Here is a 25,101-nt window from a genome sequence, read left to right as displayed (position 1 = left end):
CGGTTCTTGTTCTCAAACCTGCAAAGATTCACCACCCCCGTGAGAGGCATACTGGTCCTATTCAACAATATTACTGAGGTTGGGATCTTTGTTCTTGCATTTACAAGGTTCAGGGACACTACTTTCCGGCTCTCCTTGGAAGAGACCAGTCCAAGAGCGTTCCAGTTCCTTTCGACGTTTGAGGCTGGCTTGCAGTCGGTTTTCGATGCAAGACTCAAGGTCTCGCGGATATTCGATAACGGCAGTATTCGCCGCCTTGGTACGGCGCTTTGAATCCGTCAGATCATCTGTATCTTTCCAACTAGCCAATGTCGCTTTGTAGGACTCTACGTGAGACACTAAATCAACAAAGCAGGGGTAAATCCGATTGCCATCGAGGAGTTGCGCGTTATCGACTATCGCAGCCTCAATCTTTAAATTAAGCGGCATGAAAACAGTCCTCATCCATCTACGCCACACCTCGACCAACTCGGCGCTTGGCATATGTTTGTCTTCGCTGTCGAAGAAGTAAGTCCCTCGATCTGTCACGCGGCGAAGATCATACCAAGCGCGATGGCTAGCCGTGCTGTACGCATAGAGAGGACCGTAAAGCTTTTCTATTTGCCTATCGACCTTTTCGATTTGTGCCTTCCGGTGAGTGTCTACGAAATTAACGGTGTAGCCGATTGCCGCAGTTGCGATGGCCACAATGATTGATGTGGCAATGCCTTTGTAGGCCGGACTGGTATCCTTAGGACGCTCCTCCGGCAGCCGATTAGAGCGACGACGGTTGACTAGAAAGACTTTTCTCACTTGTCCCTCCTATGATCGTCGTTCGGTAATGCCGCTACTAGTATCAATAGAACTACTAGTTCAGGATGTGACGCTTCGAGTTCGTTCTAAGTGGTTACGAAATCACCGTGGGCGAGCCGCGTTCGTTCACATCCGCAAGGGACGTTTGCGCGTGCTTCGCGGGGCAGTCAAAGAAGCTCACTACGGGTCACCCCATCAGCCAATGCAGGATGACTAGCGCCGAAGAATGCAATTACCAGCCAGTCGCGCTTCGAAAATCCGTTCATAGCGCCCCCCACACTCCTTTGTCGGACCACGACCTCGTTCGGTTCAGCGGCAGGCCGTGGCGGCCAATACTTCGCACCGCTCACGGGCATACTGCCACGCAGAGAAGGCCACTGGTGCGCCTTTGGGATCAGCGGAGGGGTCGTCGCCAAAGCTTCTGTAGAGGTCGTACAGGGCCGTGGCTGACATGCCTGGCTTGAACGCACCGGCCAAGAAGTCATCCACGATTGACCGGCAGGCAGCGATGGCCTCTTCTGCGGTTTCGAACTGACCGTGCGTGACGCGTTCGTTTTCGTCTTGGTAGTGGAAATTGTCGTCTATTAGGACTTTGCAAGTCACAGCCAGATTGTATACTTTTTCAGTGTTGCGACAAGTCAACCGTCGGCTGTGCGCCAGACCGGCTCTAAACAGATTTAGATATTGCCGCTCTGTACGGGCTTTCGTTGCGGAGACGATGGCAGGAATACGTGGGGGAACCGATGGATTGGGTCAGCCCCGTAACCAGTCGGGGATTTTATCACTCGCTGCTATCGAGGTCACTTATGGCTGACGAAGTTCAATTCATACTTTCTCAGTACCGCGAGTATCGTCCCCCGATCGCTAGGGCAATATCAGGCGGTGAAGAGCATTCACCACCTCCAAGCCAAGATACGCAACGCGACGAGGCAATCTTCCGAGCTTTCGAGCAAGAAGCTGCGGAAATGGATCTGGAGTTCAAGAGGGGTCTTAAACCCGGCTCATCTGGATTCACTGGGTTCAGCACATTTTGGGAGATAGCTTCTATCTCCGGGCCCTATATTGCCTATGCTGGAGGGGCTGCCGCTGGAATCGTTGTCTTCATAAGGAATGCCCTTGGCTCCGCGGCCGAGTGGAAAAAACTCAGGGAAGGTCGAACGATCAGTATCGACGTCAAAGGAAAGAAGATCGAAATAAAAGACGGGGTTACGGTCGATGAGGTGCTGAAAGAAATAAAAGCAGCCCTTGGAATCGACGACAAGTAGCAGGTGCACACTCATCCGCTCCAGCACCTACCTTGAAGTGCGCAACAAGTCCTCGCCGTAGAAAATAGAAACCATCTCCCGCAAAGTCCGTTGTCGTACGCACACGCCGGGTGACAATTGGACACGATGGAAAGACTTCGCGCGTTCACCCTCTGACTTTATTCCGTTCTCAAAAGAACGATCGCTCTTCGGAGGGCTTTTGCTTTAGTCGAACATCTGAAATGATACACCCTTCGGCTTAAGCGTATTTTGAGGTTTACGGTGCTTGGAAATATTTGGGTTAAGATCGTTTTACGTTGCCTGCTTGAATTTGGTCCTCCAGCAGGCGTCGCCACGTTTTCCCTGTGGCCTCATCCCTTTGCATCACGAGTCGAGTTCTCTGCAACCTTTGTTGCAGCTGGCCTATTCTGGTGGAACATCCTGCGCATACAGCATCAGCAAACGACGAAGGCCAATCAAGAGAACGCCACGGCTCAAATCAACACCGTTGCGGCAAGCATCGATCGCGTTGAAACAGTCCTTCGAGACCTGAACCAGACTATATCTACGCAAAAGAATCTGTCTCCCGAACAAGTTCGTGAAGTGGATAAGGCAGTGAGTGAAGCTAATTCCACCATCGCTACTGCTAACACCATCATCCAGGCGGTTGGACAAGCCACAGGCCGCGCACTTGTCAAAGGTGTAGGTGCGTTGCTTCGGGACGAGGTCAAGCGCGGCGACGGGCCAAGGCGATAACTACGACTATCAGAACCGCAGCCGCGATGGCCCAGACGCCATCAGCGCTGATAGTTGCGCCCCAAAGTGAAATCAAAAGCTTGTCTGACATAGCCCGCACGCCTCCATTCGGATCATGAGGTGCGGGCCCAAAGTTATGTGGTCGAAATTCGGGGCCCCGGTCAAGAGGGCGTCCACATCGAAAGTTCCGTCGTACTTTCAGCGTGTTAGGTCAGATGCAGCCCGAGCAATGGTAACTTTTTGATAATCTTTTCAAACCGATCAGACTACTTTGCGGTCGAGCATCTCTTCGGCTCAAAAGCGATAAAAGGCCAAGAGCATCGCCACAACGCTCACGGCTGCGATGATACCAATCACCCCTTGAGCGCTGACCTTGCAGCCCCAGAAGTCGAATTCGAATTTATGTTCGGACACACAGCTCTCCATTTTTAAAACATGAAGAGCGAATCGTTCTGTCAGGGGATTTTGTCAGGAGGGGGTATTCGCCAAATTGTGTCAAATGACTGACACATTACTTATGGATTCAATTATCAAAACAGACACTTAGAAAACGGCCGCTGACACACGGACTCGAAGATTCGGCTCGCTATGTGGATAAGTGTTTGGAAAATATGAGATGTTTAGACATTTTTCCCGCACCACATTCCCTTGCAAGGGGACTTCCACAGCCGTCCAATGACTGAATTACGTGAACGAAATCAATGCTCCGCGCTCTTAGTCCGAGAGCGCTCTCCGCTAAAATATTTTATCGAGAACTCGTTTCAGCCACTCTGCCCGCTTGGGTGACATCCCTTCGTACATCCATGGCCCTGGACTCACTCCAAGGCTCGCCCATTGATTTTTGATTAGCTGGGCATGTCGGACACCATGACGCCGTTCGAAACCGTCGTGGTCGGCGTCGTATTCAAGATGAGCACGTTTCGAGAGGCCGACGGCAAAGAAGTGGTGGGCCTTCATCCCGGTACCCGTCCCCCATTCCGCTACGCCGCGGGGATGGCTTCTCTCTGCGGCACGCTCGTTCGGGTAGATCGGACAAGGACGCCAGTCATCGCGTAGCCAGGTGCCGAGCATGTCCCAGTAGCGAAGTTCGGCGGCGCTAAGCTTGCTCACCGCTTCATGCTTGCGTATCCGACCGCGTATGGCGCGAATATGGGCCAGCTCACCGAAACGAGAACGGCCTTTTCGTAGTTGACGCCGCCGTCACCAGAGCCTTGCACCATGCCGGTGAGGAGAGCCACAGCTACGCAGCCGCCGACATAAACCTTCGCCCATTCCATCACCCCTGCCCTCCGGCATCTGTGAGACCCGCGCCAGATAACGCCTCACCTACTCGCAACATGCCACTCACCGAGTAGCCGTACTGGTACTTGCCTCCCACTCGGTACTTGACGACCGTGATGTGCACGAAGTTCTTACAATCTTCGGTGGGGATTGGCTTACCGTGCTCCGACTCATGCGCGTGCTTCTTCCAAGCATCATGTTCAGCCTCCAGCGCCGCACAGCGGACTTCGAGTGCGAGGTAGCCCTTCGCTAGTTTGACCACATCTTTTGGATGGTCAGCGAAGCCCACCTTTTGGATATCGTCGGCGATCACATGCAGTTGTTCTTGTTTCGATAGTTCTTTTTTCACGCATCTTGCTTTCCTTGGTTCATATCCGACAGCCACAGCTTTATGGCTGCCCAAGCCTCATATGAAGAAGCGCCACATCAACAATCAGATGCTTCTCATAATCACTAAGCGGCTCACCATTCCGAAGCTTATCCGCAGTCTTCTCATCAAAAGCCGCACTCACAGCCAAATCCAACACATTACCCGTAAGACGCTCATCATTCTTCAAACGACGCGAAACGTGACCACACAGCGTAGCAAACCGCTTACGCTCAGCATTATCCTCAGGCGTTCTCTTCGGCCGCAAAGCATCAAAGTCGCTCTTAGTGAACTTGAATCTTCCCATGGCCAGTCCTCCCGGTTGACGCAAACGATATAGACGCGACCGGTCGTTCCGCAAAATTGTTGGCCCTAACTGTGCGGAGTGACACCAAGCAGAGTTTTCAACAGGGATATTCATCAGTATCCGCCGACTCTGCCGCCGAACTTGTCGGCCTAAGCCAACTCGATCATGTCGCTGCGATTGAGGACAGACGGAGCGGCTCCGTAAGGGCGCGTCACCATCCTCACAAGTTCTTCGATCGCTTCGAGGCTGGCCTCCCGGCGGACCCATCCGACGTGATATCCGTCAATCAAGATACGCCCAGAGCTATCCACATAAGCAAGGTTCGCCATCCTATTGATCCTCCACGCGACGCATGCCGGCGCCCTTGCAGTCCGGGCAAGTTGTTCGACCTTCCTCGCGACTGATGACTGCTCCCTTGCCGTTGCACTTGTGACAGACCGTCAACTCCTGGCCGTCGCCGTTCTCAACCCGGATCGGCTTGAGCTTCAAGGTTTCCTTCGGGAACCGCGCCCAGTTTTTTGACCGTGTAGAATTCCACGTCTCCCTAGTATTTCATTGTGGCACCTAGTCTTAGTTTTGCCGAAAGGCGGACGACTAGGAGCCGCCCTTCTTGTTCGCAGCTTGCGGAGGCAAATCGTATACTTCAACGGCTCCGCTCACATATTTTGCTACTTCGTATATTTCATGTCGTCCCCAGCTGGAGGCATACCCAGCACCTCGACGTCCCAAGCATGGTTCGTGTGAACGAAATCGTTGCCGCCCTCTCTGTCCGTCAGCTTGGCGTAGACAAGAAATCGCGTGCCGCGCGGATAAGCGCGTCTTAAAGCCTTGGGAAAGCGAACGCGAAGATGTTGCGGGATTGATTGCCCGGCGATCGGCCTAACGTGGAGATCACCGTGCAGGCCGCTGCCGCTTTCAGTGTAGGTTACAACGACCATAAGGATGTACGGCTCTTCCGGCTTTCCCATTCCCGCCTCCGTCGATTGATATTGCGGTATACAACTTAACGGCGCAACGTCGCTTCGCTAACCCCCATCTTCAACCATTTCACCATCGTGGCGATTCCGCCCGTGGAGCAGCGACGAGGGATATCGGCGTGAGGCTCAAAGAAGCTCGCCGTAACCTGATGACTTGCAATGTCTCGATGGTGAATTCTTAACGGAGGCGCCTATGGCGTACGACCGCCCCTGCCCTTGTGGTTCGGGGCCTCTCACGCTGGGCGAATGACGCCCGCGGAATAGTGGGAGAGCAGTAATGCCCCGCTACACTTACGACCAAGCCTACAAAATCGCACATGCCGCAGGTTGGGACGAACTCAATCGCCACGAAGATGCTGACGAGGGTTGGTCCGCCGCGTGTCGCAAATTCAGCGAGGTAATTGCCTCCCTTGGTTATGGCGAAGCTGTCTGATGCCCCGCTATTTCGCAGTAGAAGTCGAGCGCACCGTCATTCAACGCCGCGTGGTGTACGTTGAGGTCGCCGAAACCGACGAGCGCCTCAAGGATGCCCACAACCCCGATTGGAAAGATTGCTTTAGGTGGGATGCTGAGGACGCTGCCGTTAAGCGGGCCAGGACTGAAAGCCTCGCGGGCTGGGAGCAAGTAAGCGTCGAATACTCAGCTCACAAGTCCCAGCCGTCACCGACGAAGCAGCACAACGTGGATATTAGCGTTTAGACGAACCGAAACGAAAGATGGAGCTGTGAAGCCTGACCAACCGCTGCTGCTGTGCCGAGAAGCTAAGCTTGACCATGTTGTTTCGGAGCTGATGAAGATTATCCCCGAGCCTTATTACTCGAAGTTCGTTGAATTGCTTGCCGCACCTTACGCCCCGCAGGCCACGCAGCGAGACGGGAATTCTGACCCTTTTGATGGCCTTATTGAGCAGTTAAAGGCTTTCGACGCCTGCCAGTTTGAAGACCCTTACGACGCCATACAGGCTTGCATCAAGGAAGTCGAAGCTCACCGGCAAGCTTTTGATGCGTTACGCCCATACTTCGAACGCCAGCCGCAGGCAGCCGAATGGTGGCCTGATCAGGTACTGAAGGTGATTGACGACTTTGCAGCGCAAATGGCTGACGCAATGAAGAAGCCACATCCTGTTACTGGAAAAATCAACTTCATCGCGGAGTGCAAGTTTGACGCGGCCGAAACCATCAAGACGCTACTGCTTCGAGCCCTCCTCGCCAGGGGGTGCTACTTCTTGAAGTAGGCCAGCACGCCAAAAATGCTGCCAATAAGCGCAAGGGCCAGCGTCACGCGACCTGACCAGTAGTCCCAGTCGGCCTTTTGCTCCGCGCGAATGTCGGCGCGGAGCTTTTGAGCTGCGGCTGCCGTGAGTACCGTCTCGTCTGTTCGAGCGCCTTGTTCCCAACTACCCTCATCTTCAGGAACGGGTACGTGGTACTTGATTGCCTGTTCGACGAGATGCTTTGACCTGAATCGCGCTATCTCGAATTCTTGAAACTGCAGCTCGCGGCCCGTTGTGAATTTATATCGTGGCTCCGGATCCGATGTTTCCAGATCATCCTCAGGCATTTCCGCGAACGATCGACGAAGGCCGATATGGTCCTTTAGGTACTTCCTAAGCTGCCAGCGATATCGAAGCTCGTCGAACACTTCCCGCTCCTAAGGTATATCCCCCTTCCTACTACCACCGATTGATTGGGGCTTATTTAAAAAGTAGTTCCGATTCCCCATCGCGGCTTCCGCATACTGATCGATCGCCACGATGGTCGCCTCGACGTGCTGGTAGCACCACCCTTCCCGGGTCGCCTCATGGCGCGCTTTGTTCAGGGCCTTTAGCCAGGGCGAAAGGTCGGGTTCGTCGAGAAAGTATTTCACCAGCTCCGGCCTCCAAGGACTTTACGTGACGCCGGTAGGTCCTTTGTCAGCTCCTCGCGCTGCTCACAGAGCCCATCGATTTTAGCGAGCATCCTTTCCAGAAGGGCTTCCGCGGAGGTCACGCATGTGCTCGATTTCCCGTCGGATATGGTCGAGGTCTGGCATGGGCCACCGTGAATTATGGGGTGGCCAGATTGTGTACAAAACACGAACAAAACTCAAGCCGCTAGGTTTTGTGTATCACCGGATGGAACACCCCAGCCGCCCCGCCGAGGCGCTATTCAGAAAGCACCCGCCCACCCGATGGCTAGGCCCTGCTCCGAGCTTTCCGAACAGACACGGGCTTAAGCAGGCACCTGACCTGGGGCCGTGGCCCAGCGGCCCATCAGATATCTGACGCGGGCCAATAGCGAAGTGCCATTACGCTCAACGCAATCACCAAGACCGTCACTGTGACTTGGTATGGCAATTCCGGGTCACTGAAATCCGCATCTTTCGGCGTCCCCAAGACATGCTTGTGAAGGCCTGCGTTTAAGATGCCGACGCCGAACACGACAAACAGCAGTGCAAAATAATGAATGGCCCAGCTGCCAAAGAACAATTCTAAACCTACTGTAGCCGACAACTTTCGAGCGCACGTACGACACAACCAGTGCTGTAACAATCATCAGGATGTTCAATCTCGGCTGCTTAAGCATCTGCTCTCCCCCGCTGCACGCTATCGTTAACTATTGACGGCGATTCGGGAACAGCAGGAACGTTTAGAACGAAGGATCACCGCACGCCTTACAGCGGCACTTGCAATTCATCCAGCGTCCCACCTAAGGCCAAGTGCTGCTTTACCCAGCCAGGCTGAGTGCCTCTTCCCGACCAAGTGTTCTCGCCCTTCTGATACTTCGGCTTCGTAGGAGCCGTTTTTTGAGGGGCTTTGGCTTAGCGGGCTGGGTAAGTAGCGCCCCTATGCGATCAGCCTCACTGGAAAGCTCGCGCTGGCGATCTGTGACCCTTTCAGCGAGAGTTGCACTTACCTTGTCACGAAGGTCGGCGAGTTGTTCGATGCTTAGATCTGAGAAATTCATTTGGTACCTCCGCGTGTAGAAGGCGCGCGAAAGGTCGAAGGCGCAAAGGGCAGAAAGGTGCGAACGACCGCAGAACAGACCCGCACGTTATCCGCACGTTACTCCTGCCCTTTGCTGCATTTTGCTGCTATTTTTTGCCCTGCCCCGCCCAAGGCGAAATCAATTCGCCGAATGTTCCCAGGAGGATAGGAAAAATGCGTTATCTCCACACGATAACGCGCGCCTGCAAGACGAACTCATCAGAAATTTACCCAGTCGCCAACTGATAAGCTTTTGTTAGAAACCTTATCAGTCCAGGCAACTGACTCCGTTTGCGACCAAGCTCATCAGTGAGCGAACTGGGTCCGTTTGCCACTTTCGAGAGTGCCACACAAAAACGGTCTTCCAGATGAGAAATTTTGCGGTAGCGGTAGAGGCTGCGTCACCCTAGGCGTACTCTTCGCGGCTCATCAGTTCGTTCCAAAAGCTCTCCAGCGCATCCAATGCGCTCTTATAGTCTGCCTCGCTTACAAAATGATCGAGTTCGAGGCCCTCTTCGTGCTTCATGACGTTGACTTGTTTTCGCATGTGGTCAATCGCGCTCAGGATCGTGTCCGGAAGCGTGACGTCGAAAGCCAAAAGGACCTTGCGAACGAAGTTTGGGAAGGGTTTCTCGTTCTGATTTATTGTCAGCAGCTGGTTGTTCCGATTGGCGATGAGGGCAAAGTACGCCTTACAGTCCTTTTCCCAAAGATGATATTCGCGAACATAAGCTCCCTGGAGGAGGCTTTCGATGACCCAAGCCATCATGGCGCCTTCCATATCTGCGCTTAGTGGATCGCGACCAAGCAAGTCGAGATTGGCATCGTGAATTTTTTGAATACCCGCGATCGCATATTCGACTGCAGTGCGACGATGGCCGATCTGTATGTAGTTGACCATTGCGCCCGGTTCCAAATGTACTCTGATCAGCTTCATGGTTGATGCATCGCCCCAATTGTTGGCTTTGAGTCTAGCACAGCTGCAGGGGGACAAAGTCATGAAGCCTAGCGGCCTAGCGGTGATGGCTAGTCGAGAACCTCGGCCGCCACGGGCCCCGCCTCATAGAGTTGACCTTCTTTTTCGAGTGTTTTCCTACGGATGTTTGCGGCCGCGACAAAGGAGCTGAGCTTATCAAGATCAGCTTTGATCTCGGTGAACTTGGGAAGATCGGCCGGCACTCCTGCTGATTGGTCATGGCCGGAATATTTCGAACACCGCGTCATGCCGGCGTATACCGCCTCGTAGTCGGCTTTTTCGACGCGGGCGGCCCTCAATTTGAGGGTCGCGACATTAGGCCGGAAACGGCCGATAACGCCAGCAAAGAGAATCTCTTCGATAGCGTGCTCCCACGTTTCGCGCATCTTGCTATATACATCCGTGACGAACGAGCGCTCGGTCTCATCGGTTTCCGAATACGTCGGCTTTTTCTTTTGCAGGAGGCCCTCGATTATCGAGAGGCGCTTCGTAACACCCATTGAGATCCAGGGCTCCTGTCCCGCGTCGATGATGCCGAAGCGTCCATCTGCGTGCTTGGCGATCCATTCCTCTCGCAGAGGCACCTTCATCTCTCGCGCGGCTTCGAACATGGCTTGGTGAAAGAATAGGTTGTGCGTGAAGACAATGACCTGCCGTCCGGCCGCGGCCTCTTTGACCAGGCGTTTCGCCACCGCCTCCATCCTGGCGTGATCCAGAGACGACACCGGATCATCGACCACGATACCGTGCCTGACGCCGACCTCCTTCAATTCGGCGAGGAAGCCTGCCAGGGCGAGCGCCCGTTTCTCCCCTTCGCTCAGGATGTCACTGTTCTTCCCGACCTTCTGCTGGGCCTCCAGTCCGATATGCACCTTGCTTTTGCCGACCTCGCCCCGGTCGGCAAGTTTCAGGGGCAGATGCTGGAGGTCGAGCGCTTTAATCTCGTCTTCCAGGCTGGTTTGCAGGGTAGCGGTCAGGACCTTCCTTCTGATGCGGGTGATGTAGGACGTGATTCCGGCAACAGAACAGGCCGCGAGGCACGCCTTGGTCTTCAGAAGGAGATCGAGCGAATGACGCCGAGCTACGAAAGTCTCGATATCGGCCGAGAATTTCTTGCGCGCTTCAAACTCGTCGAAGTCTTGCTGTCGCTTAAGCCGCTTGGCGATCTCGTCCGCCGATGGTTTTAACCCTTTGATTTCGTTGGAAAGGACGGTCGCTTCAGCCAGCAACTCGTCGATGATCGACCGGTCAAGATCCGTCAGGCCATCAAGACCAGCGTAGTCGACTGTTTTGATGGCTGCTGAAACCTGGGCATGCCGTTCCTGGCAGGCACCGTAGAACCGCTCAAGCTTGTCCGCCAGCGCTTGGCGGGGCGGCGTGCCCTCGGTAAAGTTGACAAGGCGGTTCTTGATGTCCTGACTGCTAAGGATTTTGAGGTCAAGGATTGCGCGCGCGGCATCCGCAAACGCTTTCTTTGCCTTTTCGGCGTCCGCATTGGCCCGGCCCTCGATATACTCGTCAAAGGCGGTCAGTCGCGCGCGCGCCTGCCCATCGAGAGGCTGATGGCAGAGCACACAGGCATCGGCGGTAGCCAGTTGGGGCGGCTGAAGGTCCGGGTATGCTTCGGCGGCAAAGTCGCGCGCGTACGTCAGCATCTGGCGCCAGGTCTCATTGCCCAGCTGCGGAACCGCCGAATCCGCCGCCAAGGCAGAAGCGGCTGCCTTCGCGGCCTCGCGCGAGGCCGCCGCTTTCTCTCGCACCTCTTTCAGTTTTGAAAGACCGGCATTGCCGATCGCGTCATAGATCGTGGTTGCATCGGTGACCAACGTCTCTACTGCCGACCTAGTCGCTTCCTTTACTTTCGACAGTAGGGCTGGGTCCTTGCGCAGCTCGAGCGAGAGCGCCTGAAAGGCGGACTCGTCCTTTTCAGTCCAGGTAGCCAAGGCCCGCACATCCTGCTCGCTCGGGAGGTTCTGATCCGCTTTCATCGCCGCAATCAGCGCCGATACTTTGGTGCGCTTCTCATATCCGAGCGGCAGGGGCGCCTTGTGCGCCTTGTTCAAGCTCGCTTCCTCAGCCTTGAAGCGGGCGTCCAGGATTCGCAGAACTTCGGCGAGGTTGGTTAGGAGGGCGAGCTCGAAGGGCAAAAACTCGATATTCCGCTCGGCGTCGACGTACAACCCTGCCGCGTCACTGTCGAAGACGGAGATTCGGCCCAGCTCTAGTGGTGGGGGCTGCGGTCGTCCCAAACCATGCTGCGCGTTTTGTCGCCGTCGACTCGGAAGGTCAGGGTCACCTCTCGGGGATCGGATGAGGCCGGCTCGAACACGTTGCCCCGCAGGGTTACGTCGTGCAGACAATGGCAAATCTTCTTGGCAATCCGGCAATAGCCGCTCTTCCCTGAACCGTTCGGGCCGTAAATCAGCGTTACGCCATTGACTGCGAACTTGAGCGGCGGCTGTGCCGCAGCCAACCGGTCAATGTTACGCAGCGGCCCGATCGAGCCCAGAACGGTGACCGGCGCGAATTGATTGCCCGCCTTCAGGTGGGTTTTCGTCAGCGCAGGCCAGGCGGGCGGTGTTCCGGCGGTAATTCCTGTTTCCGCCCTTACCGCGTCTTCGAGCTGATTGAGTTCATCCGCGTCGAGAACGGGCTTGGTGGTGAGGAGCCGTATGGCTTCCTGTTGCCAGCGCGGACGTGCAGCGCACCAATCGAACAAGTCATTATCGCTTGCCATATGCGTTCCGGCAGTAATTGTGTATCGAGCACTGCAAAATCAGGGATTGCAACAATGGAGAGCGATCGAGTCCGGTTGTCAATACACCGCCCCACACCTTGATGGGACCCGGTTGGGCTGGACGGATCCGGTTTAATCCGGCCTAGAAGCAGACCGGAAGCAGGGAGAGTTCACGACCTCTAGGGCGACTGCAGCACAATCCGCGTATAGAACTGCTCTCAGTCCCGAACTGCGACAGTGATATTCCTGCCAAACGCCGCCTCTTCCAGGGATGAATCTTTAAATCGTGAATGCGATTGCACGATCTCACGTCCCTGACTTGACCTCTTCCTGAAACCAGCTGCTGAGGAAGGAGCCTACTCAGCCGCTTCCGCAGGCGGGGTTTTAAGCTCAGCAAATTTCGCCGCCATCGTTGGATTGCCCTTGGTCAGCTTCTTGATCGTGACGTCCTGCGCCTTGTCATTCGCCAGGCGGAGATTGCGATCCACGCCGATCAAGGCGTCCTTGGTCTTCTGCAGGTGATCAATCGACTTATCGATCTCTGCGATCGCTGCTTGGAAGTTCCTGGAAGCAAGATCGTAGTTCTTCGAGAATGCGGCCTTGAACGTTTCGAGTTGGCTCTCGAACTGGGTGATATCGATATTCTGCGCTTTCACGAGCGCCAGCTCTGTCTTGTACTTGAGCGAGTTGATCGCCGCATTCCGCAGCAGCGTAATCATCGGCAGGAAAAACTGCGGCCGGATGACATACATTTTCGCGTAGCGGTGGAAGACATCGACGATGCCGGTATTGTAGAGTTCGTTGTCCGGTTCAAGCATTGAGACCAAGATCGCGTATTCGCAACCCTTCTCGGTTCGATCCCGGTCGAGCTCCTTGAGGAAGTCTTCGTTCTTGGTTTTCGTGGCGGTTTTGTCGCTCTCGTTCTTCATCTCGAACATAATCGAGATGATCTCGGTGCCGGCCTCGTCCGAGTCGCGGAAGATGTAATCGCCCTTGCTGCCGGTCCGCGCGTCGTTGTCCTTTTCGAAATAGGCCCGCGGGAAGGCCATCGACCGGACCCGGTTGAACTCGGTCTCGCAGTGCTGTTCTAGGGTCTCACCGACCATCTTGGTCGATAGGCGGGCCTTCATATCCTTAAGGCGCTCGATCGCGTCATCGCGATCCTTGATCTGAGTTTCGTACTTGTCCTTGAGCGACTGCTCGGAGAGCTGCTTTTCAAGCTGAACCTGCTTGATGCCGCTTTTCAGCTCATCGCGCTCCTTTTCGATCGCACCGACTGCTTCAGTGACGGCGAGTTTCTTCTCAAGCTCGACGGCCTGAAGCTTGGCCTTGAGCTCTTGGATTTCTTTTTCCTTGGCAGCCGTGATTTTGTGCTGCTCGCTGGCCAGGAGCGCTTCGGCAAGCTCCGAGGCCGCCTTCTTTTCGCGCTCGGACTCGGCCAGCGCGTTCGCGAGCCTGTCCCGCTCCTTTTCGACGGCGCTGAGCGCTTCGCTAACCGCGAGCTTCTGGGCAACGCCGCTCCCCTCAAGCTTGGACTTCAACTCCTGGATCTCGGCATCCTTGGCGGCAGCGGTCTTCTGCAGATCGCTGGTGACCTTGGCCTTGGCCAGTTCCACCGCGCTTTGCTTCTCGCGCTCCGCCAACTCCAACCGCTCGTGCAGTTGCTGTGCGAAATCGGCATCACGAACCTGCTTCAGAATCTCGGCATAGCCGGAATCGTCGACCTTGAAGGCCTTGGTACAGTGGGGACAGATGATCTCGTGCATGGTGCCTGTCCGGCTCTTGGCAGCTGCTATTGTCATTTCAAATGGTGTGGGCCGGCAGAATCGGGCCGCATGAGAACAAAGTTAGAACAAGCAAATTTGAAGGGTCAAGCCGAGAGCGGCGGTTTTGCGCACTTTGCTTTGACAATCCCCGGCTTTCGAGGCTCGAAGCAGCTGCGCGAGTTCGCCTATTGGAAGCGGTACTATCCTGCTTTCGACGTGGAGTCGTATCTCCAGCGCCCCTACGGGAGGTTGAAAACCCTGCCGTTTTGGTGAACTATTTCAACCAAGGGGAGAGAAATGGGGCTGCGCTTTCGAAAATCGATAAAGCTGATACCCGGCGTGCGCCTCAACATCGGATTGAGGCGCTCCAGCCTCTCTTTTGGCGGAAAGGGCTTCACTTACAACGTCGGCTCAAGCGGTCCCTCGCGCCTGACCGTTGGTTTTCCCGGGTCGGGCCTATCCTATTCAAAAACCGTGCAGCCCCAGGCACCGGCTGCGCTCATCACTCACCCGCTGCCTACGCGCAGGCGCTACTCGGCCACACCATTCGTCATCATCGCTTTCGTGCTCGGGCTGATCTACATCGTGAGCCGTCCCGAGCCCGTCCCCGGTGGATCCTCGCTGCCCGCGACGCCGGCGGGCGAGACCACCGGTTCGCTCGCTCAATCTTTCCCCGATCAATATTCGGCCATCGAAGGCCCCGTCCCCCTGCCGCGGCCTCGACCGAAGATGCGGACGGATACCGTTGGTCCGCCGCTGCAATTAGCACCACCACAATAGTGAGAGAATCGATGTCAGGATTTGAGCAGGTCGGCTTTGGAAGCGACGACTTCACCACCAATCCAGAGCCGCGGTGCCCCTGCCTGCTGCTGTTGGATACGTCGCATTCCATGCAGGGGCGAGCGATTTCGGAATTGAATCGCGGCATCGCGACGCTGAAGGACCAGTTGGCGAATGATGCGCTGGCGATGAAGCGCGTTGAAATCGCGGTCGTCACCTTCGGTCCCGTCAATATCGATTCCGGCTTTCAGACCCCTGATTTCTGGCACCCGCCGACGCTGTTGACGACAGGGGATACCCCAATGGGTGCCGCGATCGAGCAAGGCATCGACCTGCTGCGCGAACGCAAGCAGCGGTACAGGGACAATGGTGTCTCGTACTACCGGCCGTGGATTTTCCTGATCACCGATGGCGCTCCGACCGACAGCTGGCAGCGGGCGGCCCAGCTCGTCAGGGACGGCGAGGAAAAGAAGGAGTTCTCGTTCTTTGCCATCGGCGTCGCCAACGCGGATATGGGTATTCTCGCTCAAATCGCACCGCGTGGCCCGCTCAAGCTCGATGGCCTAAACTTCCGCGAGCTTTTCATGTGGCTATCGAGTTCGTTGAGCCGCGTCTCCGCGTCGAACACCGGCGATCGTGTCGCTTTGCCGCCGCCAAGCGGCTGGACCGAAGTCTAGCTCGATGAGCTGGCGGATAGCCGCCACGTCCGCGATCGGCACGTCGCATACCAAGAATGGTCAGCCGTGCCAGGACAGCGTGCGCGTGAGGGTCATTCAGACCCCCAACGGGCAGGTCCTAATTTCTGCGGTTTCGGACGGCGCCGGCAGCGCGGCGCATTCTGAGATCGGCTCGCGCGCGGCAGTGAGTACCGCAACCTATCTGATCGAGAACTTCCTTGAGGCCGGTGGTTCGGTCGGAGCAATCGGTCGGGACGACGTCCTGAGCTGGCTGGCTCAAATACAGACGGCAATTTCGAGCTTTGCGTTGGAGTCCGGTGCCTCAACGAGGCAGTTCGCCTGCACCCTGCTCGTCGCGGTGATCGCTCCCGAGGAGGCCGTGTTTTTTCAAGTGGGCGACGGCGCGATGGTCGTTCGTGAGGAAGGGGATGAGGGCTGGTCCTACATTTTCTGGCCTCAGCACGGCGAGTACATCAACAGCACCAACTTCATCACCGCCAGCAATGCGGCGGATGTCATCGAGTTTGCCGCAGTCTCGCGGCGCATCGAAAGCTTTTCAGCTTTCTCCGACGGCATTGAAAACCTCGTCCTTCATTATGCGACCAAAAGCGTCCACGATCCTTTCTTCAACAATATGATCGCACCCGTCCGTGAGGCATTGAATGAAGGGCTGGACGATGGATTATCGGCCAGTTTGTTGAATTATTTGAACTCGGAACGCGTTTGCGCGCGCACAGATGATGATAAATCGCTCGTGCTCGCAACACGATACGAACCAACCCTCCCCTCCGCCGATGCCGCTTCCTGAAGTTATCGATTTCTCCGGCCGCCAAATCCACTTAGATGCCCTGATTGGTCAGGGCGGAGAAGGCGCGGTCTATGGCATCCGATCATCAGAAGACTTGGTTGCGAAGGTCTATCATCGACCGCTTACACCGGACAGAGCAGCCAAGATCCAGTTCATGTCGTCGCTTTCGAGCGGCATCTTGAACCAGGTGTCTGCCTGGCCTACCGGTCTTTTGCTGGCAAAGTCCGGGCGTGCTCCGGTCGGATTGTTGCTGCCGCGCGTTAAAAACGCAAAAGACATCCACAAGCTCTATAGCCCCAAAAGCCGCCTCACCGAATTTACGCGCGCTGATTGGCGTTTCTTGGTCCGCGCTTGCACGAACACTGCGAGGGCGTTCGGCGCCGTGCATGCCACAGGCAGCATCATCGGAGACATCAACGAAGGCAGTGTTCTGGTGGCGCCCGATGCGACGGTCAAGCTGATCGACTGCGATAGCTTTCAGATCACGGATCAAGGCAAGCGTTATCTTTGCGAGGTCGGCGTCGAGACATTCACGCCGCCCGAGCTGCAGGGCAAAAACCTTCGACAGACCGTGAGAACGGTGAACCACGACAGCTTCGGTCTCGCCGTGATGCTGTTCCTGCTCTTGTTCATGGGCAGGCACCCTTTCGCGGGTCGCTTCCTCGGCCGCGGCGATATGCCGATCCCGAAAGCAATTTCGGAACTCCGGTTTGCCTACAGCGCCATGCGCGCGGACGTCCAGATGGACAGGCCGCCAAACACGCCGCCCCTGTCGATCGTCGGCGACGAGGTCGCGTTTCTGTTCGAGCGTGCCTTCGCGAAGCAGATGATCAACGGTGGCAGGCCGGAGCCGCAGGATTGGGTTCAAGCACTGGTCGGTCTTGAGAAGAACCTTGTCCAATGCCGCACCAATCCATCCCACTGGCACCATAAGGCCGTTGCCTGCCCGTGGTGTCCGATGGAAGCGGCTACCCGAGCCGAGCTATTCCCGTTCGTTTCCCTTGGGGCCGATGTCAACGCATTCGATCTCACCACGCTATGGCGCCGGATTGAGGGGCTGCAAAGCCCCGGCCCTGCCCCGAACATTCAAGCCACGCGTCCGGCTCCGAGCGCCGAAGCGGTTTCGGTCGCGAACTCATTCCGCCGCGCCAACGTGTTGGCCTTCGCGATGGCTTTAGCCATTGGCGGAATTGGCGTGTTCGGCGGCCTGAGCGCGCCGGCACCGCTACTGTTTCTTGTGGCGGCGCTGATCACGTTCTTTGGCGCAAGGAGATGGCTCGACAAGTCCAGCGATGTCTACAAATTTCGGGATGCCGAGGCCAAAGCGCGGGACACGTGGCTCCGCGCTCAGCAGGAATGGACCGAACGGGCGGGGGCCGCCGCGTTTGATGGCAAAAAGCAGGAGGTGCTGCGGTTAAAGGTCTTGCTTGATCACCTTCCGACGCTGAGGAAATCGAAGCTTGACCAACTCAGAACGTCGGTGAAGCAGGCGCAGCTCTCGCGCTATCTGGACCAGTTCGAAATCGACAAGGCCAGCATCGAGGGCATTGGCAACGGCCGTAAACGCACCTTGCAATCCTACGGAATCGAGACGGCTGCCGACCTGTTGAGCACGGCGGTCGAGAACGTCCCGGGGTTCGGACCGAAACTTTGTGGAGCCCTTTACACGTGGCGCCAGTCGGTCGAAGCGGGTTTCAAATTCAACCCGGCGACAGGCGTTGATAAGCGTGACATCGACAAAATCGAGCATGAGATCGCGGTGGAGCGACGAAAGCTGGAACAGGCGGTCCGGAATGGTTACGAGGACCTGAGACAGCTTCATGCGCGCGTGATCAACGCCAGAACGCAGCTGCAGGGCCCAGTCGAGGCGGCGTATGCCCAATACCTCCAGGCCGACGAAAACTACAAAGCTGTTTCGAGGTGAGGCCGCTTACTCTTTCCAACCGGTAACAATGCCGTTTTCGAGGAAGATGCGGTTGCTGAACCGGTTTTTCCCGGTTTGGCCGTACTTCCAAGTCTCTTTGGAGACAGACTTTCTGACTTCGTAGTCCTTGTCGGCGGGAAGGCCGCGGGACTCCAGCAATTGCTCCTCCGTCATTCCCTGCCAAACGACCCTCGCTAGAATTCGGTCGGCGATCTCGGCGCCATATTTTGCAACCAGGCGCTGACGTTCGGCCGCACGTCGTTGCTCCTCTTCCCGGCGTCGGATGTTGTTATAGACGGCGATCGCGCCGGCAATGGCGCCAACGATGAAAATGAGCACTAGCAGCGGATTTGTGCCGCTTGTCGACTCAGGCGGGTTTGGCTTCGGCGCTAGCGTAGCATCAGAGGTTTTTGGCGCAGCAGCCGGTGAGGTAACAGGTGGTGCGTTCTGCGCTCTGGCTTGCGACTTGGGCAATGGGGACGGTGAGGTTGTCGGCGTAGGGTCGAGGCTTAAGGGCGGCGCCTCAGATAGAGCGGCGATGCGCTGTTTCGTCGCTTCAAGCACGCAAGACCAGACAGCATTGCCGGCTACCGCGCCACACCCCGTGTTTCTTTGTTGTATCCACGACCGTTGACTGTCGATGAGGGACTGGCGATCGGCCGGCTTCCTGAGCCGGAGAGCTTGCTGATACTGCTGGCCCATCCGCAGGTCCCACTCCGAAAGAACCGCGTCTCCGCAGATCGCCCGCTCGATTGACGCTGTCGCCATTCGGCAGTCGAAACTCGGCCCAACCTGGGGGACTCTTGATCGGCCAGGTGTGGATACCTCGGGAGCGCTGCCCCCTCCCTCCAGGCACTCAATTCGTTCATCGACATCCTGGATAGCTACGCAGCGGGCGACCCTCCCCGCGTCTTGAGCGGCAGCTGTCGCTGCGAGGGCAAAACACGCGATGACGGCCATTCCCCCGCCCCGAAACCTCGGCGGAGGCAATAATTTCCTGAAATTCAGGCTGCCATACGAACATAGCAATTTGGATGACCTCGATCTGGTCCAGAAAATCGCAAATACCGACACACGATTTTGCGCAGCTACTCCGCCACGTCAATCTTGACGTGCAAGTGCGCGGCGAGACCGGTTTACCGGAGGCTCTGCAAACTACCGCAAAAACTGCTATGGCACCGCCACGGTAAAGCAAGGAAAGCCAATCGGCTCCGGGCGGGAGCTAAAGTCCGGCCGGGAGCGCACGCCTGGGGGTCCGTTCTCCCGGTGACCACAGGGGTGCCCGGATCGGCTTAAGCGATGGCACGAGAGACAGAGGCCGTTGCTGCTTCTGGGCACTCGCGCCTTGGCGGCACAACCAGCCTGGCTGGCGGCGTAATCGTCCCCCGTGACTTCCCGTAACACCGACTTTCGCAAACGAATTGCCGCATACCGCCAAGCTTGAGCCAGCAACACTCCGAACTGACGAGCTTTTCTTAATTTTCTTATCAGTTGAACTACGGACCATATTGCTCAATGTTCGTCATGCTGGAGCTGATGTAGTCCTCCGCGGCAAGACACCTTTCCGATCGTTCGCATAGGCTCTTCCCGCGCAGGAAAGTCGTCGGCGAAAGCTGCCATATGACGCGCTACGCGGCTTGCTAAAGCGCCTTCAGCCGCTCGGCCAAGGCCAACCGGCCCAGTTTCGCCGTCCCCTGCTGCAGGCAATGTAAAAGGTTGGTCTTCTCGACGAGATGCCGGATTTCCTGCTCTGGGTCGTTGGTCGCAGCATGCTCCTTGCGGACCTGATCGACCTGCCAAGCGTAGTACTCGGTGAAGATGCGATCTCGTTCAAGGTAGAAGATGGCCTCCAAATCGGCGAGCGCATCCGCCGAAAGCCGGTCTTTGATCGCGTTAATGACTTGGGCGTAAAGGGCAAGGCGTTCCTTCATGCCTTCGAAACGGCTGGTGTCGAAATAGTCCACACCGATGCCCCCGTCTTCGCTTACGTCACGAACAGGATGTATACGACGCCACTGTTCAACGACCCACACCACCTCATCGTCCGTGAGATGGAGTAGGCCGTTCTCGATGCCAAGAACGGCAGCCATCTCACGGTTTCCTTGGATCGCATTCAGCGCGTTCGAGAATTGCTTATTGCTGAGCTGGTATCGCGCCTTCACTTTCTCTTTCTGATCGTCGAAAGCCTGCGTTGACCAATCTTTTCGGGGTGGCATCATGCGCGCGATCTCGAACAGGTCGCGCCTTGAGCAACGCGCCGTGCACGCTCCCGTCCTCCATTCGTCAACAAACTCCACGCTGCGGTACTTTAGATCGCTGAGCACTTTCTCCAGTTCACGAGGGCTATGCTGGATCAGCTTCAGATTGGCTGTCGAATATTCCGAAAGGCTGGGGTCATCGTCACGGTTGCGGTGGTACCGCAGCTCTTGGCCATCGGCATCGATGCGAGAAACGCTGTCGACGAATGGCTTCAGCGCAGCTATCACAGTCCGCAGCTTCTCATCGCCGACATCCGCTCCATGCAGCCGTTCCCAGTATATCCGGATGTTGTGATCCCGCTTGATCCCATCATTCTTCAACAGGCCGGCTTCGAGCAGACGATCAGTCGTGAACTTCAGCGCCAGCTCGATCGCGTGCCGCGCGTTGTAGAGGATGGGCAGCACAAGCGTGTCGCGTTTCGCGAACAGTTTCTTCTCGATGATCGCATCGACCAGCTCGATCGCGGCCTCGATATAGCCGTCGAGCTAGTTCTCCTCGTGTCCCTGGCGGCCGAGACAGGCATTCCAGTCGCCATCAAAAACACGCCTGAAAAATGGATCATCGGCGTAAGGATCGGGTTTGACCATGTTAATGCAGCGCTTAAAGCGTATCAACCTGTGAGAACGTGGGTTGTCAAACGGGATTTACAAGATCATTTTCTCGGACCTACTAAGCATTGTGCTTTGGGCTGATCGGACGTTTTTCGGGCCAAAGACTTCCTCCCGCTAATTCGAAAGAGCTGGCATCGACTGGTCGTTCGACGCGCTGTTTCAAACTCTCAAAATGTACCCAGTCTGCGACTGATAAGCCTTCTGTGAAAACCTTACGAGATGCTAGATGACACCCTGTTGCTGTCGCGATGCATTTCCAGTGTACGAGATGGTAAGTGACCGCGGGCCACGGTCCGCGGTCACTTCGCACTAGTAAGAGGTAATCTGCAGGTCATCGTTTCCGAATCAAGGCGTCGGAGATCCTAGGGTTACAAAGAGTTGCCCGTTGGCCTTTACCGGAAATCGATGGTGTCCCTCGAAGATCAAGGGTTCTGCGAGGTCCACCATGATCGGCTCCTCGCATGCTCTGTTGCCTAGCGAGAACCACACGTAACATTTTTGTCCTGGTATGGACCGAGTGAGATGCTCAGCGATCAATCCACCTTTGGATGCTGGACCCATTAAGCGAAGGCTTCCTTCCACAATCAAGTCGATTATTGCCCCCACCCCTTTCCAACTTTGCTCAATTACGTCTACGTCTAGGTCCGCACAATATTGCTTCGACAATCCGATTGAACGCCGCATTTCCGACGTTGTCAGCACGATGAGGATTTTATGCGTCGCAAGTTCGATCAACCTTTCGTCCGGAACGGCAGCTCCAAGCGGCTTGGCTACTGGGCCGAAGCAAAACGATGCTTCTCGTCTCTGATCATCATGGGCGAGAAAGCCCCAATCCGTTAAGGCGAGGAGTACTGCGACCAATCGCTGCTGCTCTGATGTTGCAGCAAATTCGTCACCGAATCTTTCAGACAAATCTCTATCGAGAGCTCGAGCGACTTCAAAGGTAAATGCGTCGACGAATATTCGCTTCATACGTGTCTCCTGTAAGTAATAGTGAGCCGCCGATTGCGATCACGACTTCATTTACAAGATTTGTTTTATTGGAATGAGCGACAGAGATCGCGCTGGCGAGACAGCCATTCTCTTCGCTGAAGCTCGGATAGACCGCTCCCGGCCCGACGGGATCTTGCGGGGCAAACGTAACGGATAAGCAAATACTCATTTGCTTATCAGTTGACCGACGCACCGTTGCAGCGCTCTTTTCACATCCGCCATGGCCATCTGCGGCGCATTTGCACAGCTTCCAAGGCCCACCGCGTCAAACGCTTCCTTCTCTCGTTCAGACCTATTATTGAACGCGATGACACGTCGTAGGATCGAAGCCATTTCACATCGCTCGGCTTTGGTCGGTCGCCCGGAGGCAAGCAAGCCCTTCAACTCGTCCAAACGAGAGTAAGCCCGACAAATAGACTCACTTTGAGTTGCAAGGGAATCTTGTAATTCGACCAGCCATCCCAGTAAAAAACCATCATTGGCGATCCTCGACAATCGCCTCAGCTCTTTCACAGAGGGCGCTCCGTCAATTTCCTGCACGGTCCGCATCTCACTTTGCCTCCGCCGAAAATCCGGGGTACTGATTGATACTTCTGACAATACGGAACGACGGCGCTACTGCGGCGCATTCGGTTTCTAGGAGCATCAGGAGGCGTTCAAGGCGGGCCAGATCGATTGCGGCGCTTGCTTTGTTAGCCTCGCTTAACTCGACTATGCGGTTAAGTTGCCGCTTCATCCTACGGCGCTCAGCTGGAACGATCTCACCGTCTCTCACTCTACGGAGAAGTACTGAATTTCCCTCAGGTCGCTAATCAATTGGTTTGACCGCTCACCAATATCTAAGAACATCTGCGCATTTTCGACGAAGAATGTCTCTGCAAAGGATATCTCGGCCCTCCGGAGAAGGCCCTTCAAACCGGAAATCATCTTTCGATTGCTCTCAACGCGCATTTTTTGATTTCATCTGACTCTCCAACGTTTGCGTGATGCGGCATTCATTGCCGCATTGCTCATTTACAAGATTGGAAAATCTCCAACGGCTACGCTGGCTCTTTAATCAGACGGCTGGCGTTCGCAGCATCGGCCGGCTGAGAAACGAAAATTTTAATCCGTCTTCACCGATCTCTTCGCGAGCGCTTGTGCTCCGAGCAAACTGATAAGCATATATTCTGTTGCGGCGACCGGCCGAGCTGCTAGAATCTGGCATTCGGCTTGATCGAGATGGCAGGGAAGCAGGCAAAGATACTTTCTGACCAAGCGGCGCAAGATTTACTCTTCTTCGCCGACACGACTCGGCACCCGGATAGAAACCGCGTTATTGTCTTGCTGTCGCTGAAAGCTGGCTTGCGCGCAGCTGAGATTGCCAAGCTGACTTGGGAGATGATCGAAGGCGCCGAAGGCGAGATCGGTTCGACGATAGACGTACGGGATAGCGTCGCCAAAAAGAGGCACGGCCGCCGCATCCCGGTCCAAGAAGATTTACGACAAGCGCTAATTGCTTTACGACCGTCGTCTCCAGGAAGCGGGCCAATCGTGCGATCTGAGCGTGGCGGGTCGATGACCCCACTCAGCATCGTGGTCTGGTTCAATCGGGCATTCCAAGCGACTGGCCTCAGTGGCTGCTCGTCTCACTCGGGGCGGCGAACCTTCATTACGCGAGCCGCACGGCTCGTTCACAAGGCAGGCGGCTCCTTGAGGGACGTGCAGCTCTTGGCCGGCCATCGATCAATTCAGACGACGCAAAGATACATCGACGGCGACAGCGACGCCCAACGGAGGTTGGTATCGCTCATATAGTCAAATCACTGAAGCGAGGACGCGACGGGCGCACGCAAAGTGATCCGATGGCATTTGCGGTCGGCCTTATCAACTCCGTTTGCGCGGTCAGCGTCGATCCAGACTTTGTTCGCTCAGTTGACGGCCCAAGCTCAATCGACCCCCGGTTAGTGTTGGCACTACGAATGAACAGCACGGCAGGTCTGTTCGACTGGATGATGGACAGCTTTAGCTTTCAAGGGATCTCGGACAATGTTGCGTATTCCTTCATCGAGTCGAATGGCAACGCGACTTGGCGCAAAATCAAATCCCAGCTTGCCGCTCAGCCAACCTGCCCTCTCCTTCCGAGCTATTGGACATTCGAAGGATGTCGCTACGACAAGACGAGCAAGTCGTGCTCTCAACCCAATCACTTGGCGAGTTGCCCCTTACCGAGTCACCCCTTGCGCAATGGTCGACTGAACCAAACAGCATTCAGCCTCTATCTGTTCATACGTGACCAGACAAAATCCGACCTGGTTGGCTGGATAGACGAACGCCTTGAGGAGACCGGCACTGCAGATTGCCGTGCAAGCCAGGAAGCCCTGATTGGGCCGATGCGGCATATTTTCGGGGTGTCGGACAAGGTCCTGGCGATGAGCCTGTCAACCGTGTTGATGGCCGACCGCGCCAACCGGCCGCGATGGTTCGACATTGGCAGCCAGATGATCGTCGTCGACACACTCGTGCACAACTTTCTGAAACGGACAGGCATCTTGGCCGCGTTCGAAGCCGCTCACGTCTACGGCCCGAAATGCTATCAGCACGGCGGCTGCTCCGAGATTTTGCGCCGTGCAGCCGAATGCATTGATGCTCGCGCTTTCAACAACGGCTTTCCGCAGAATTTTCCGCGTCTTATTCAACATGCACTTTGGCGTTACTGCGCGGCCGACGAACTAGACATCTGCAACGCCAATAATACTAATGATACACAGTATTGCACTAACAATACTTGCGATATTTACAGTATTTGCAGACGAAATAGCAACAATATCAGCAAATCGCAAGCAAGACAAAGCATCTTAGTTCGACGTAAAGTATTGATTTAATTGATATTTATGGCCTT

General features: G+C 55.8%; 29 protein-coding genes and 1 pseudogene. 12 read left to right on the top strand and 18 right to left on the bottom strand.

Annotated elements, in window-relative coordinates; genetic code table 11:
• Window positions 1-57: 57 nt before the first annotated feature.
• Window positions 58-792: a hypothetical protein gene (locus tag LMTR13_RS07860; RefSeq protein ID WP_156795479.1), complete on the bottom strand. Its 735-nt coding sequence runs from the start codon at window positions 790-792 to the stop codon at window positions 58-60.
• A gap of 806 nt (window positions 793-1,598) precedes the next feature.
• On the opposite strand from LMTR13_RS07860, the gene LMTR13_RS07850 reads away from it, so the two are divergent.
• Together LMTR13_RS07850 and LMTR13_RS40360 are read left to right on the top strand one after the other, a co-directional pair.
• Window positions 1,599-2,057 (top strand): hypothetical protein, encoded by a 459-nt coding sequence (locus LMTR13_RS07850; protein WP_065727399.1) that lies wholly within the window; start codon window positions 1,599-1,601, stop codon window positions 2,055-2,057.
• A gap of 261 nt (window positions 2,058-2,318) precedes the next feature.
• The gene (locus LMTR13_RS40360; protein WP_156795478.1) at window positions 2,319-2,792 is read left to right on the top strand and encodes a hypothetical protein; all 474 of its coding nucleotides are present in this window, start codon (window positions 2,319-2,321) and stop codon (window positions 2,790-2,792) included.
• A 735-nt stretch (window positions 2,793-3,527) separates the two neighbouring features.
• Here LMTR13_RS40360 and LMTR13_RS40355 read toward each other — a convergent pair.
• From LMTR13_RS40355 to LMTR13_RS07825, 6 genes are all read right to left on the bottom strand, one after another.
• Window positions 3,528-3,902, bottom strand: a complete 375-nt coding sequence (locus tag LMTR13_RS40355; RefSeq protein ID WP_156795477.1) for a DUF968 domain-containing protein — start codon at window positions 3,900-3,902, stop codon at window positions 3,528-3,530.
• Complete coding sequence (locus LMTR13_RS40350; RefSeq protein ID WP_156795476.1) at window positions 3,899-4,072, bottom strand: hypothetical protein; 174 nt, start codon at window positions 4,070-4,072, stop codon at window positions 3,899-3,901. Before LMTR13_RS40350 ends, LMTR13_RS40355 begins: the two co-directional genes overlap by 4 nt.
• Window positions 4,069-4,422, bottom strand: a complete 354-nt coding sequence (locus tag LMTR13_RS07840; protein ID WP_156795475.1) for a hypothetical protein — start codon at window positions 4,420-4,422, stop codon at window positions 4,069-4,071. The genes LMTR13_RS40350 and LMTR13_RS07840 overlap by 4 nt, the downstream gene beginning before the upstream one ends.
• A gap of 40 nt (window positions 4,423-4,462) precedes the next feature.
• Complete coding sequence (locus tag LMTR13_RS40345) at window positions 4,463-4,747, bottom strand: hypothetical protein (protein ID WP_156795474.1); 285 nt, start codon at window positions 4,745-4,747, stop codon at window positions 4,463-4,465.
• Window positions 4,748-5,077: 330 nt separating this feature from the next.
• Complete coding sequence (locus LMTR13_RS42040) at window positions 5,078-5,236, bottom strand: hypothetical protein (RefSeq protein WP_210184851.1); 159 nt, start codon at window positions 5,234-5,236, stop codon at window positions 5,078-5,080.
• Between the two features lie 179 nt (window positions 5,237-5,415).
• The gene (locus LMTR13_RS07825) at window positions 5,416-5,715 is read right to left on the bottom strand and encodes a hypothetical protein (RefSeq protein ID WP_065727394.1); all 300 of its coding nucleotides are present in this window, start codon (window positions 5,713-5,715) and stop codon (window positions 5,416-5,418) included.
• A 286-nt stretch (window positions 5,716-6,001) separates the two neighbouring features.
• On the opposite strand from LMTR13_RS07825, the gene LMTR13_RS40340 reads away from it, so the two are divergent.
• From LMTR13_RS40340 to LMTR13_RS07815, 3 genes are read left to right on the top strand one after another with little or no spacing between them, the layout of a single operon-like run.
• A complete protein-coding gene (locus LMTR13_RS40340) occupies window positions 6,002-6,157 on the top strand; it encodes a hypothetical protein (protein WP_156795473.1) in 156 nt (51 codons plus the stop codon).
• Window positions 6,157-6,423 (top strand): hypothetical protein, encoded by a 267-nt coding sequence (locus tag LMTR13_RS07820; protein WP_065727393.1) that lies wholly within the window; start codon window positions 6,157-6,159, stop codon window positions 6,421-6,423. The genes LMTR13_RS40340 and LMTR13_RS07820 overlap by 1 nt, the downstream gene beginning before the upstream one ends.
• Window positions 6,424-6,448: 25 nt before the next feature.
• Window positions 6,449-6,958, top strand: coding sequence for a hypothetical protein (locus LMTR13_RS07815; protein WP_065727392.1), 510 nt, complete (start codon window positions 6,449-6,451; stop codon window positions 6,956-6,958).
• Here LMTR13_RS07815 and LMTR13_RS07810 read toward each other — a convergent pair.
• The 7 genes and pseudogenes from LMTR13_RS07810 to LMTR13_RS07780 all read right to left on the bottom strand — a co-directional run bounded on the left by LMTR13_RS07810 (window position 6,943) and on the right by LMTR13_RS07780 (window position 14,168).
• Window positions 6,943-7,365: a hypothetical protein gene (locus LMTR13_RS07810; protein ID WP_065727391.1), complete on the bottom strand. Its 423-nt coding sequence runs from the start codon at window positions 7,363-7,365 to the stop codon at window positions 6,943-6,945. The two genes, LMTR13_RS07815 and LMTR13_RS07810, sit on opposite strands and share 16 nt — an antisense overlap.
• Before the next feature lie 9 nt (window positions 7,366-7,374).
• The gene (locus tag LMTR13_RS07805) at window positions 7,375-7,590 is read right to left on the bottom strand and encodes a hypothetical protein (protein WP_236843299.1); all 216 of its coding nucleotides are present in this window, start codon (window positions 7,588-7,590) and stop codon (window positions 7,375-7,377) included.
• A 786-nt stretch (window positions 7,591-8,376) separates the two neighbouring features.
• Window positions 8,377-8,442 (bottom strand): annotated as a pseudogene (locus LMTR13_RS43515) (hypothetical protein); the annotation flags it as partial.
• A 653-nt stretch (window positions 8,443-9,095) separates the two neighbouring features.
• Entirely contained in the window at window positions 9,096-9,626 is a 531-nt protein-coding gene (locus LMTR13_RS07795) for a hypothetical protein (RefSeq protein WP_065727388.1), read from the bottom strand.
• A gap of 89 nt (window positions 9,627-9,715) precedes the next feature.
• The gene (locus LMTR13_RS07790) at window positions 9,716-11,845 is read right to left on the bottom strand and encodes an AAA family ATPase (protein ID WP_065727387.1); all 2,130 of its coding nucleotides are present in this window, start codon (window positions 11,843-11,845) and stop codon (window positions 9,716-9,718) included.
• 41 nt (window positions 11,846-11,886) lie between these two features.
• Window positions 11,887-12,402, bottom strand: coding sequence for a hypothetical protein (locus tag LMTR13_RS07785; RefSeq protein ID WP_065727386.1), 516 nt, complete (start codon window positions 12,400-12,402; stop codon window positions 11,887-11,889).
• Window positions 12,403-12,758: 356 nt separating this feature from the next.
• Entirely contained in the window at window positions 12,759-14,168 is a 1,410-nt protein-coding gene (locus LMTR13_RS07780; protein WP_065727385.1) for a DUF2130 domain-containing protein, read from the bottom strand.
• A 297-nt stretch (window positions 14,169-14,465) separates the two neighbouring features.
• Between LMTR13_RS07780 and LMTR13_RS07770 the strand changes: the two genes are divergently transcribed.
• From LMTR13_RS07770 to LMTR13_RS07755, 4 genes are read left to right on the top strand one after another with little or no spacing between them, the layout of a single operon-like run.
• Complete coding sequence (locus LMTR13_RS07770; RefSeq protein ID WP_065727383.1) at window positions 14,466-14,948, top strand: DUF4236 domain-containing protein; 483 nt, start codon at window positions 14,466-14,468, stop codon at window positions 14,946-14,948.
• Window positions 14,949-14,959: 11 nt separating this feature from the next.
• Window positions 14,960-15,625 carry a vWA domain-containing protein gene (locus tag LMTR13_RS07765; RefSeq protein ID WP_065727382.1) on the top strand — a complete coding sequence of 222 codons (666 nt, stop codon included), beginning with the start codon at window positions 14,960-14,962 and terminating at the stop codon, window positions 15,623-15,625.
• A gap of 4 nt (window positions 15,626-15,629) precedes the next feature.
• Complete coding sequence (locus LMTR13_RS07760; RefSeq protein ID WP_065727381.1) at window positions 15,630-16,433, top strand: PP2C family serine/threonine-protein phosphatase; 804 nt, start codon at window positions 15,630-15,632, stop codon at window positions 16,431-16,433.
• Window positions 16,420-18,357: a hypothetical protein gene (locus LMTR13_RS07755; RefSeq protein ID WP_065727380.1), complete on the top strand. Its 1,938-nt coding sequence runs from the start codon at window positions 16,420-16,422 to the stop codon at window positions 18,355-18,357. Before LMTR13_RS07760 ends, LMTR13_RS07755 begins: the two co-directional genes overlap by 14 nt.
• A 6-nt stretch (window positions 18,358-18,363) precedes the next feature.
• Here the strand turns inward: LMTR13_RS07755 and LMTR13_RS38750 are convergent, their stop codons facing one another.
• Window positions 18,364-19,125 carry a lysozyme inhibitor LprI family protein gene (locus tag LMTR13_RS38750; RefSeq protein WP_197521024.1) on the bottom strand — a complete coding sequence of 254 codons (762 nt, stop codon included), beginning with the start codon at window positions 19,123-19,125 and terminating at the stop codon, window positions 18,364-18,366.
• Window positions 19,126-19,997: 872 nt separating this feature from the next.
• The gene (locus LMTR13_RS07745) at window positions 19,998-20,681 is read right to left on the bottom strand and encodes a hypothetical protein (RefSeq protein WP_065727379.1); all 684 of its coding nucleotides are present in this window, start codon (window positions 20,679-20,681) and stop codon (window positions 19,998-20,000) included.
• Between the two features lie 21 nt (window positions 20,682-20,702).
• Between LMTR13_RS07745 and LMTR13_RS07740 the strand changes: the two genes are divergently transcribed.
• Complete coding sequence (locus LMTR13_RS07740; protein ID WP_065727378.1) at window positions 20,703-21,308, top strand: hypothetical protein; 606 nt, start codon at window positions 20,703-20,705, stop codon at window positions 21,306-21,308.
• Between the two features lie 264 nt (window positions 21,309-21,572).
• Here the strand turns inward: LMTR13_RS07740 and LMTR13_RS07735 are convergent, their stop codons facing one another.
• Together LMTR13_RS07735 and LMTR13_RS07730 are read right to left on the bottom strand one after the other, a co-directional pair.
• Complete coding sequence (locus tag LMTR13_RS07735; protein WP_065727377.1) at window positions 21,573-22,199, bottom strand: hypothetical protein; 627 nt, start codon at window positions 22,197-22,199, stop codon at window positions 21,573-21,575.
• A 186-nt stretch (window positions 22,200-22,385) separates the two neighbouring features.
• Window positions 22,386-22,769 (bottom strand): hypothetical protein, encoded by a 384-nt coding sequence (locus tag LMTR13_RS07730; protein WP_065727376.1) that lies wholly within the window; start codon window positions 22,767-22,769, stop codon window positions 22,386-22,388.
• A 672-nt stretch (window positions 22,770-23,441) separates the two neighbouring features.
• Here LMTR13_RS07730 and LMTR13_RS07715 point away from each other — a divergent pair.
• Together LMTR13_RS07715 and LMTR13_RS41525 are read left to right on the top strand one after the other, a co-directional pair.
• Complete coding sequence (locus LMTR13_RS07715; protein WP_065727373.1) at window positions 23,442-24,017, top strand: tyrosine-type recombinase/integrase; 576 nt, start codon at window positions 23,442-23,444, stop codon at window positions 24,015-24,017.
• A gap of 47 nt (window positions 24,018-24,064) precedes the next feature.
• Complete coding sequence (locus LMTR13_RS41525) at window positions 24,065-25,084, top strand: hypothetical protein (RefSeq protein ID WP_197521023.1); 1,020 nt, start codon at window positions 24,065-24,067, stop codon at window positions 25,082-25,084.
• Window positions 25,085-25,101: the final 17 nt, after the last annotated feature.

This window comes from Bradyrhizobium icense, assembly GCF_001693385.1.
Classification (GTDB): domain Bacteria; phylum Pseudomonadota; class Alphaproteobacteria; order Rhizobiales; family Xanthobacteraceae; genus Bradyrhizobium; species Bradyrhizobium icense.
This window is presented reverse-complemented; position numbering and strand designations above follow the sequence as displayed.

Bases quoted from the DNA above. Each gene is read 5' to 3' on its own strand.
- LMTR13_RS07850 (WP_065727399.1), top strand. From the start codon at position 1,599: ATGGCTGACGAAGTTCAATTCATACTTTCTCAGTACCGCGAGTATCGT.
- LMTR13_RS40345 (WP_156795474.1), bottom strand. From the start codon at position 4,747: ATGGGAAGATTCAAGTTCACTAAGAGCGACTTTGATGCTTTGCGGCCG.
- LMTR13_RS07825 (WP_065727394.1), bottom strand. From the start codon at position 5,715: ATGGGAAAGCCGGAAGAGCCGTACATCCTTATGGTCGTTGTAACCTAC.
- LMTR13_RS40340 (WP_156795473.1), top strand. From the start codon at position 6,002: ATGCCCCGCTACACTTACGACCAAGCCTACAAAATCGCACATGCCGCA.
- LMTR13_RS07820 (WP_065727393.1), top strand. From the start codon at position 6,157: ATGCCCCGCTATTTCGCAGTAGAAGTCGAGCGCACCGTCATTCAACGC.
- LMTR13_RS07795 (WP_065727388.1), bottom strand. From the start codon at position 9,626: ATGAAGCTGATCAGAGTACATTTGGAACCGGGCGCAATGGTCAACTAC.
- LMTR13_RS07785 (WP_065727386.1), bottom strand. From the start codon at position 12,402: ATGGCAAGCGATAATGACTTGTTCGATTGGTGCGCTGCACGTCCGCGC.
- LMTR13_RS07780 (WP_065727385.1), bottom strand. From the start codon at position 14,168: ATGCACGAGATCATCTGTCCCCACTGTACCAAGGCCTTCAAGGTCGAC.
- LMTR13_RS07770 (WP_065727383.1), top strand. From the start codon at position 14,466: ATGGGGCTGCGCTTTCGAAAATCGATAAAGCTGATACCCGGCGTGCGC.
- LMTR13_RS07765 (WP_065727382.1), top strand. From the start codon at position 14,960: ATGTCAGGATTTGAGCAGGTCGGCTTTGGAAGCGACGACTTCACCACC.
- LMTR13_RS07760 (WP_065727381.1), top strand. From the start codon at position 15,630: ATGAGCTGGCGGATAGCCGCCACGTCCGCGATCGGCACGTCGCATACC.
- LMTR13_RS07755 (WP_065727380.1), top strand. From the start codon at position 16,420: ATGCCGCTTCCTGAAGTTATCGATTTCTCCGGCCGCCAAATCCACTTA.
- LMTR13_RS38750 (WP_197521024.1), bottom strand. From the start codon at position 19,125: ATGGCGACAGCGTCAATCGAGCGGGCGATCTGCGGAGACGCGGTTCTT.
- LMTR13_RS07740 (WP_065727378.1), top strand. From the start codon at position 20,703: ATGCTGGATCAGCTTCAGATTGGCTGTCGAATATTCCGAAAGGCTGGG.
- LMTR13_RS07735 (WP_065727377.1), bottom strand. From the start codon at position 22,199: ATGAAGCGAATATTCGTCGACGCATTTACCTTTGAAGTCGCTCGAGCT.
- LMTR13_RS07730 (WP_065727376.1), bottom strand. From the start codon at position 22,769: ATGCGGACCGTGCAGGAAATTGACGGAGCGCCCTCTGTGAAAGAGCTG.
- LMTR13_RS07715 (WP_065727373.1), top strand. From the start codon at position 23,442: ATGGCAGGGAAGCAGGCAAAGATACTTTCTGACCAAGCGGCGCAAGAT.
- LMTR13_RS41525 (WP_197521023.1), top strand. From the start codon at position 24,065: ATGGCATTTGCGGTCGGCCTTATCAACTCCGTTTGCGCGGTCAGCGTC.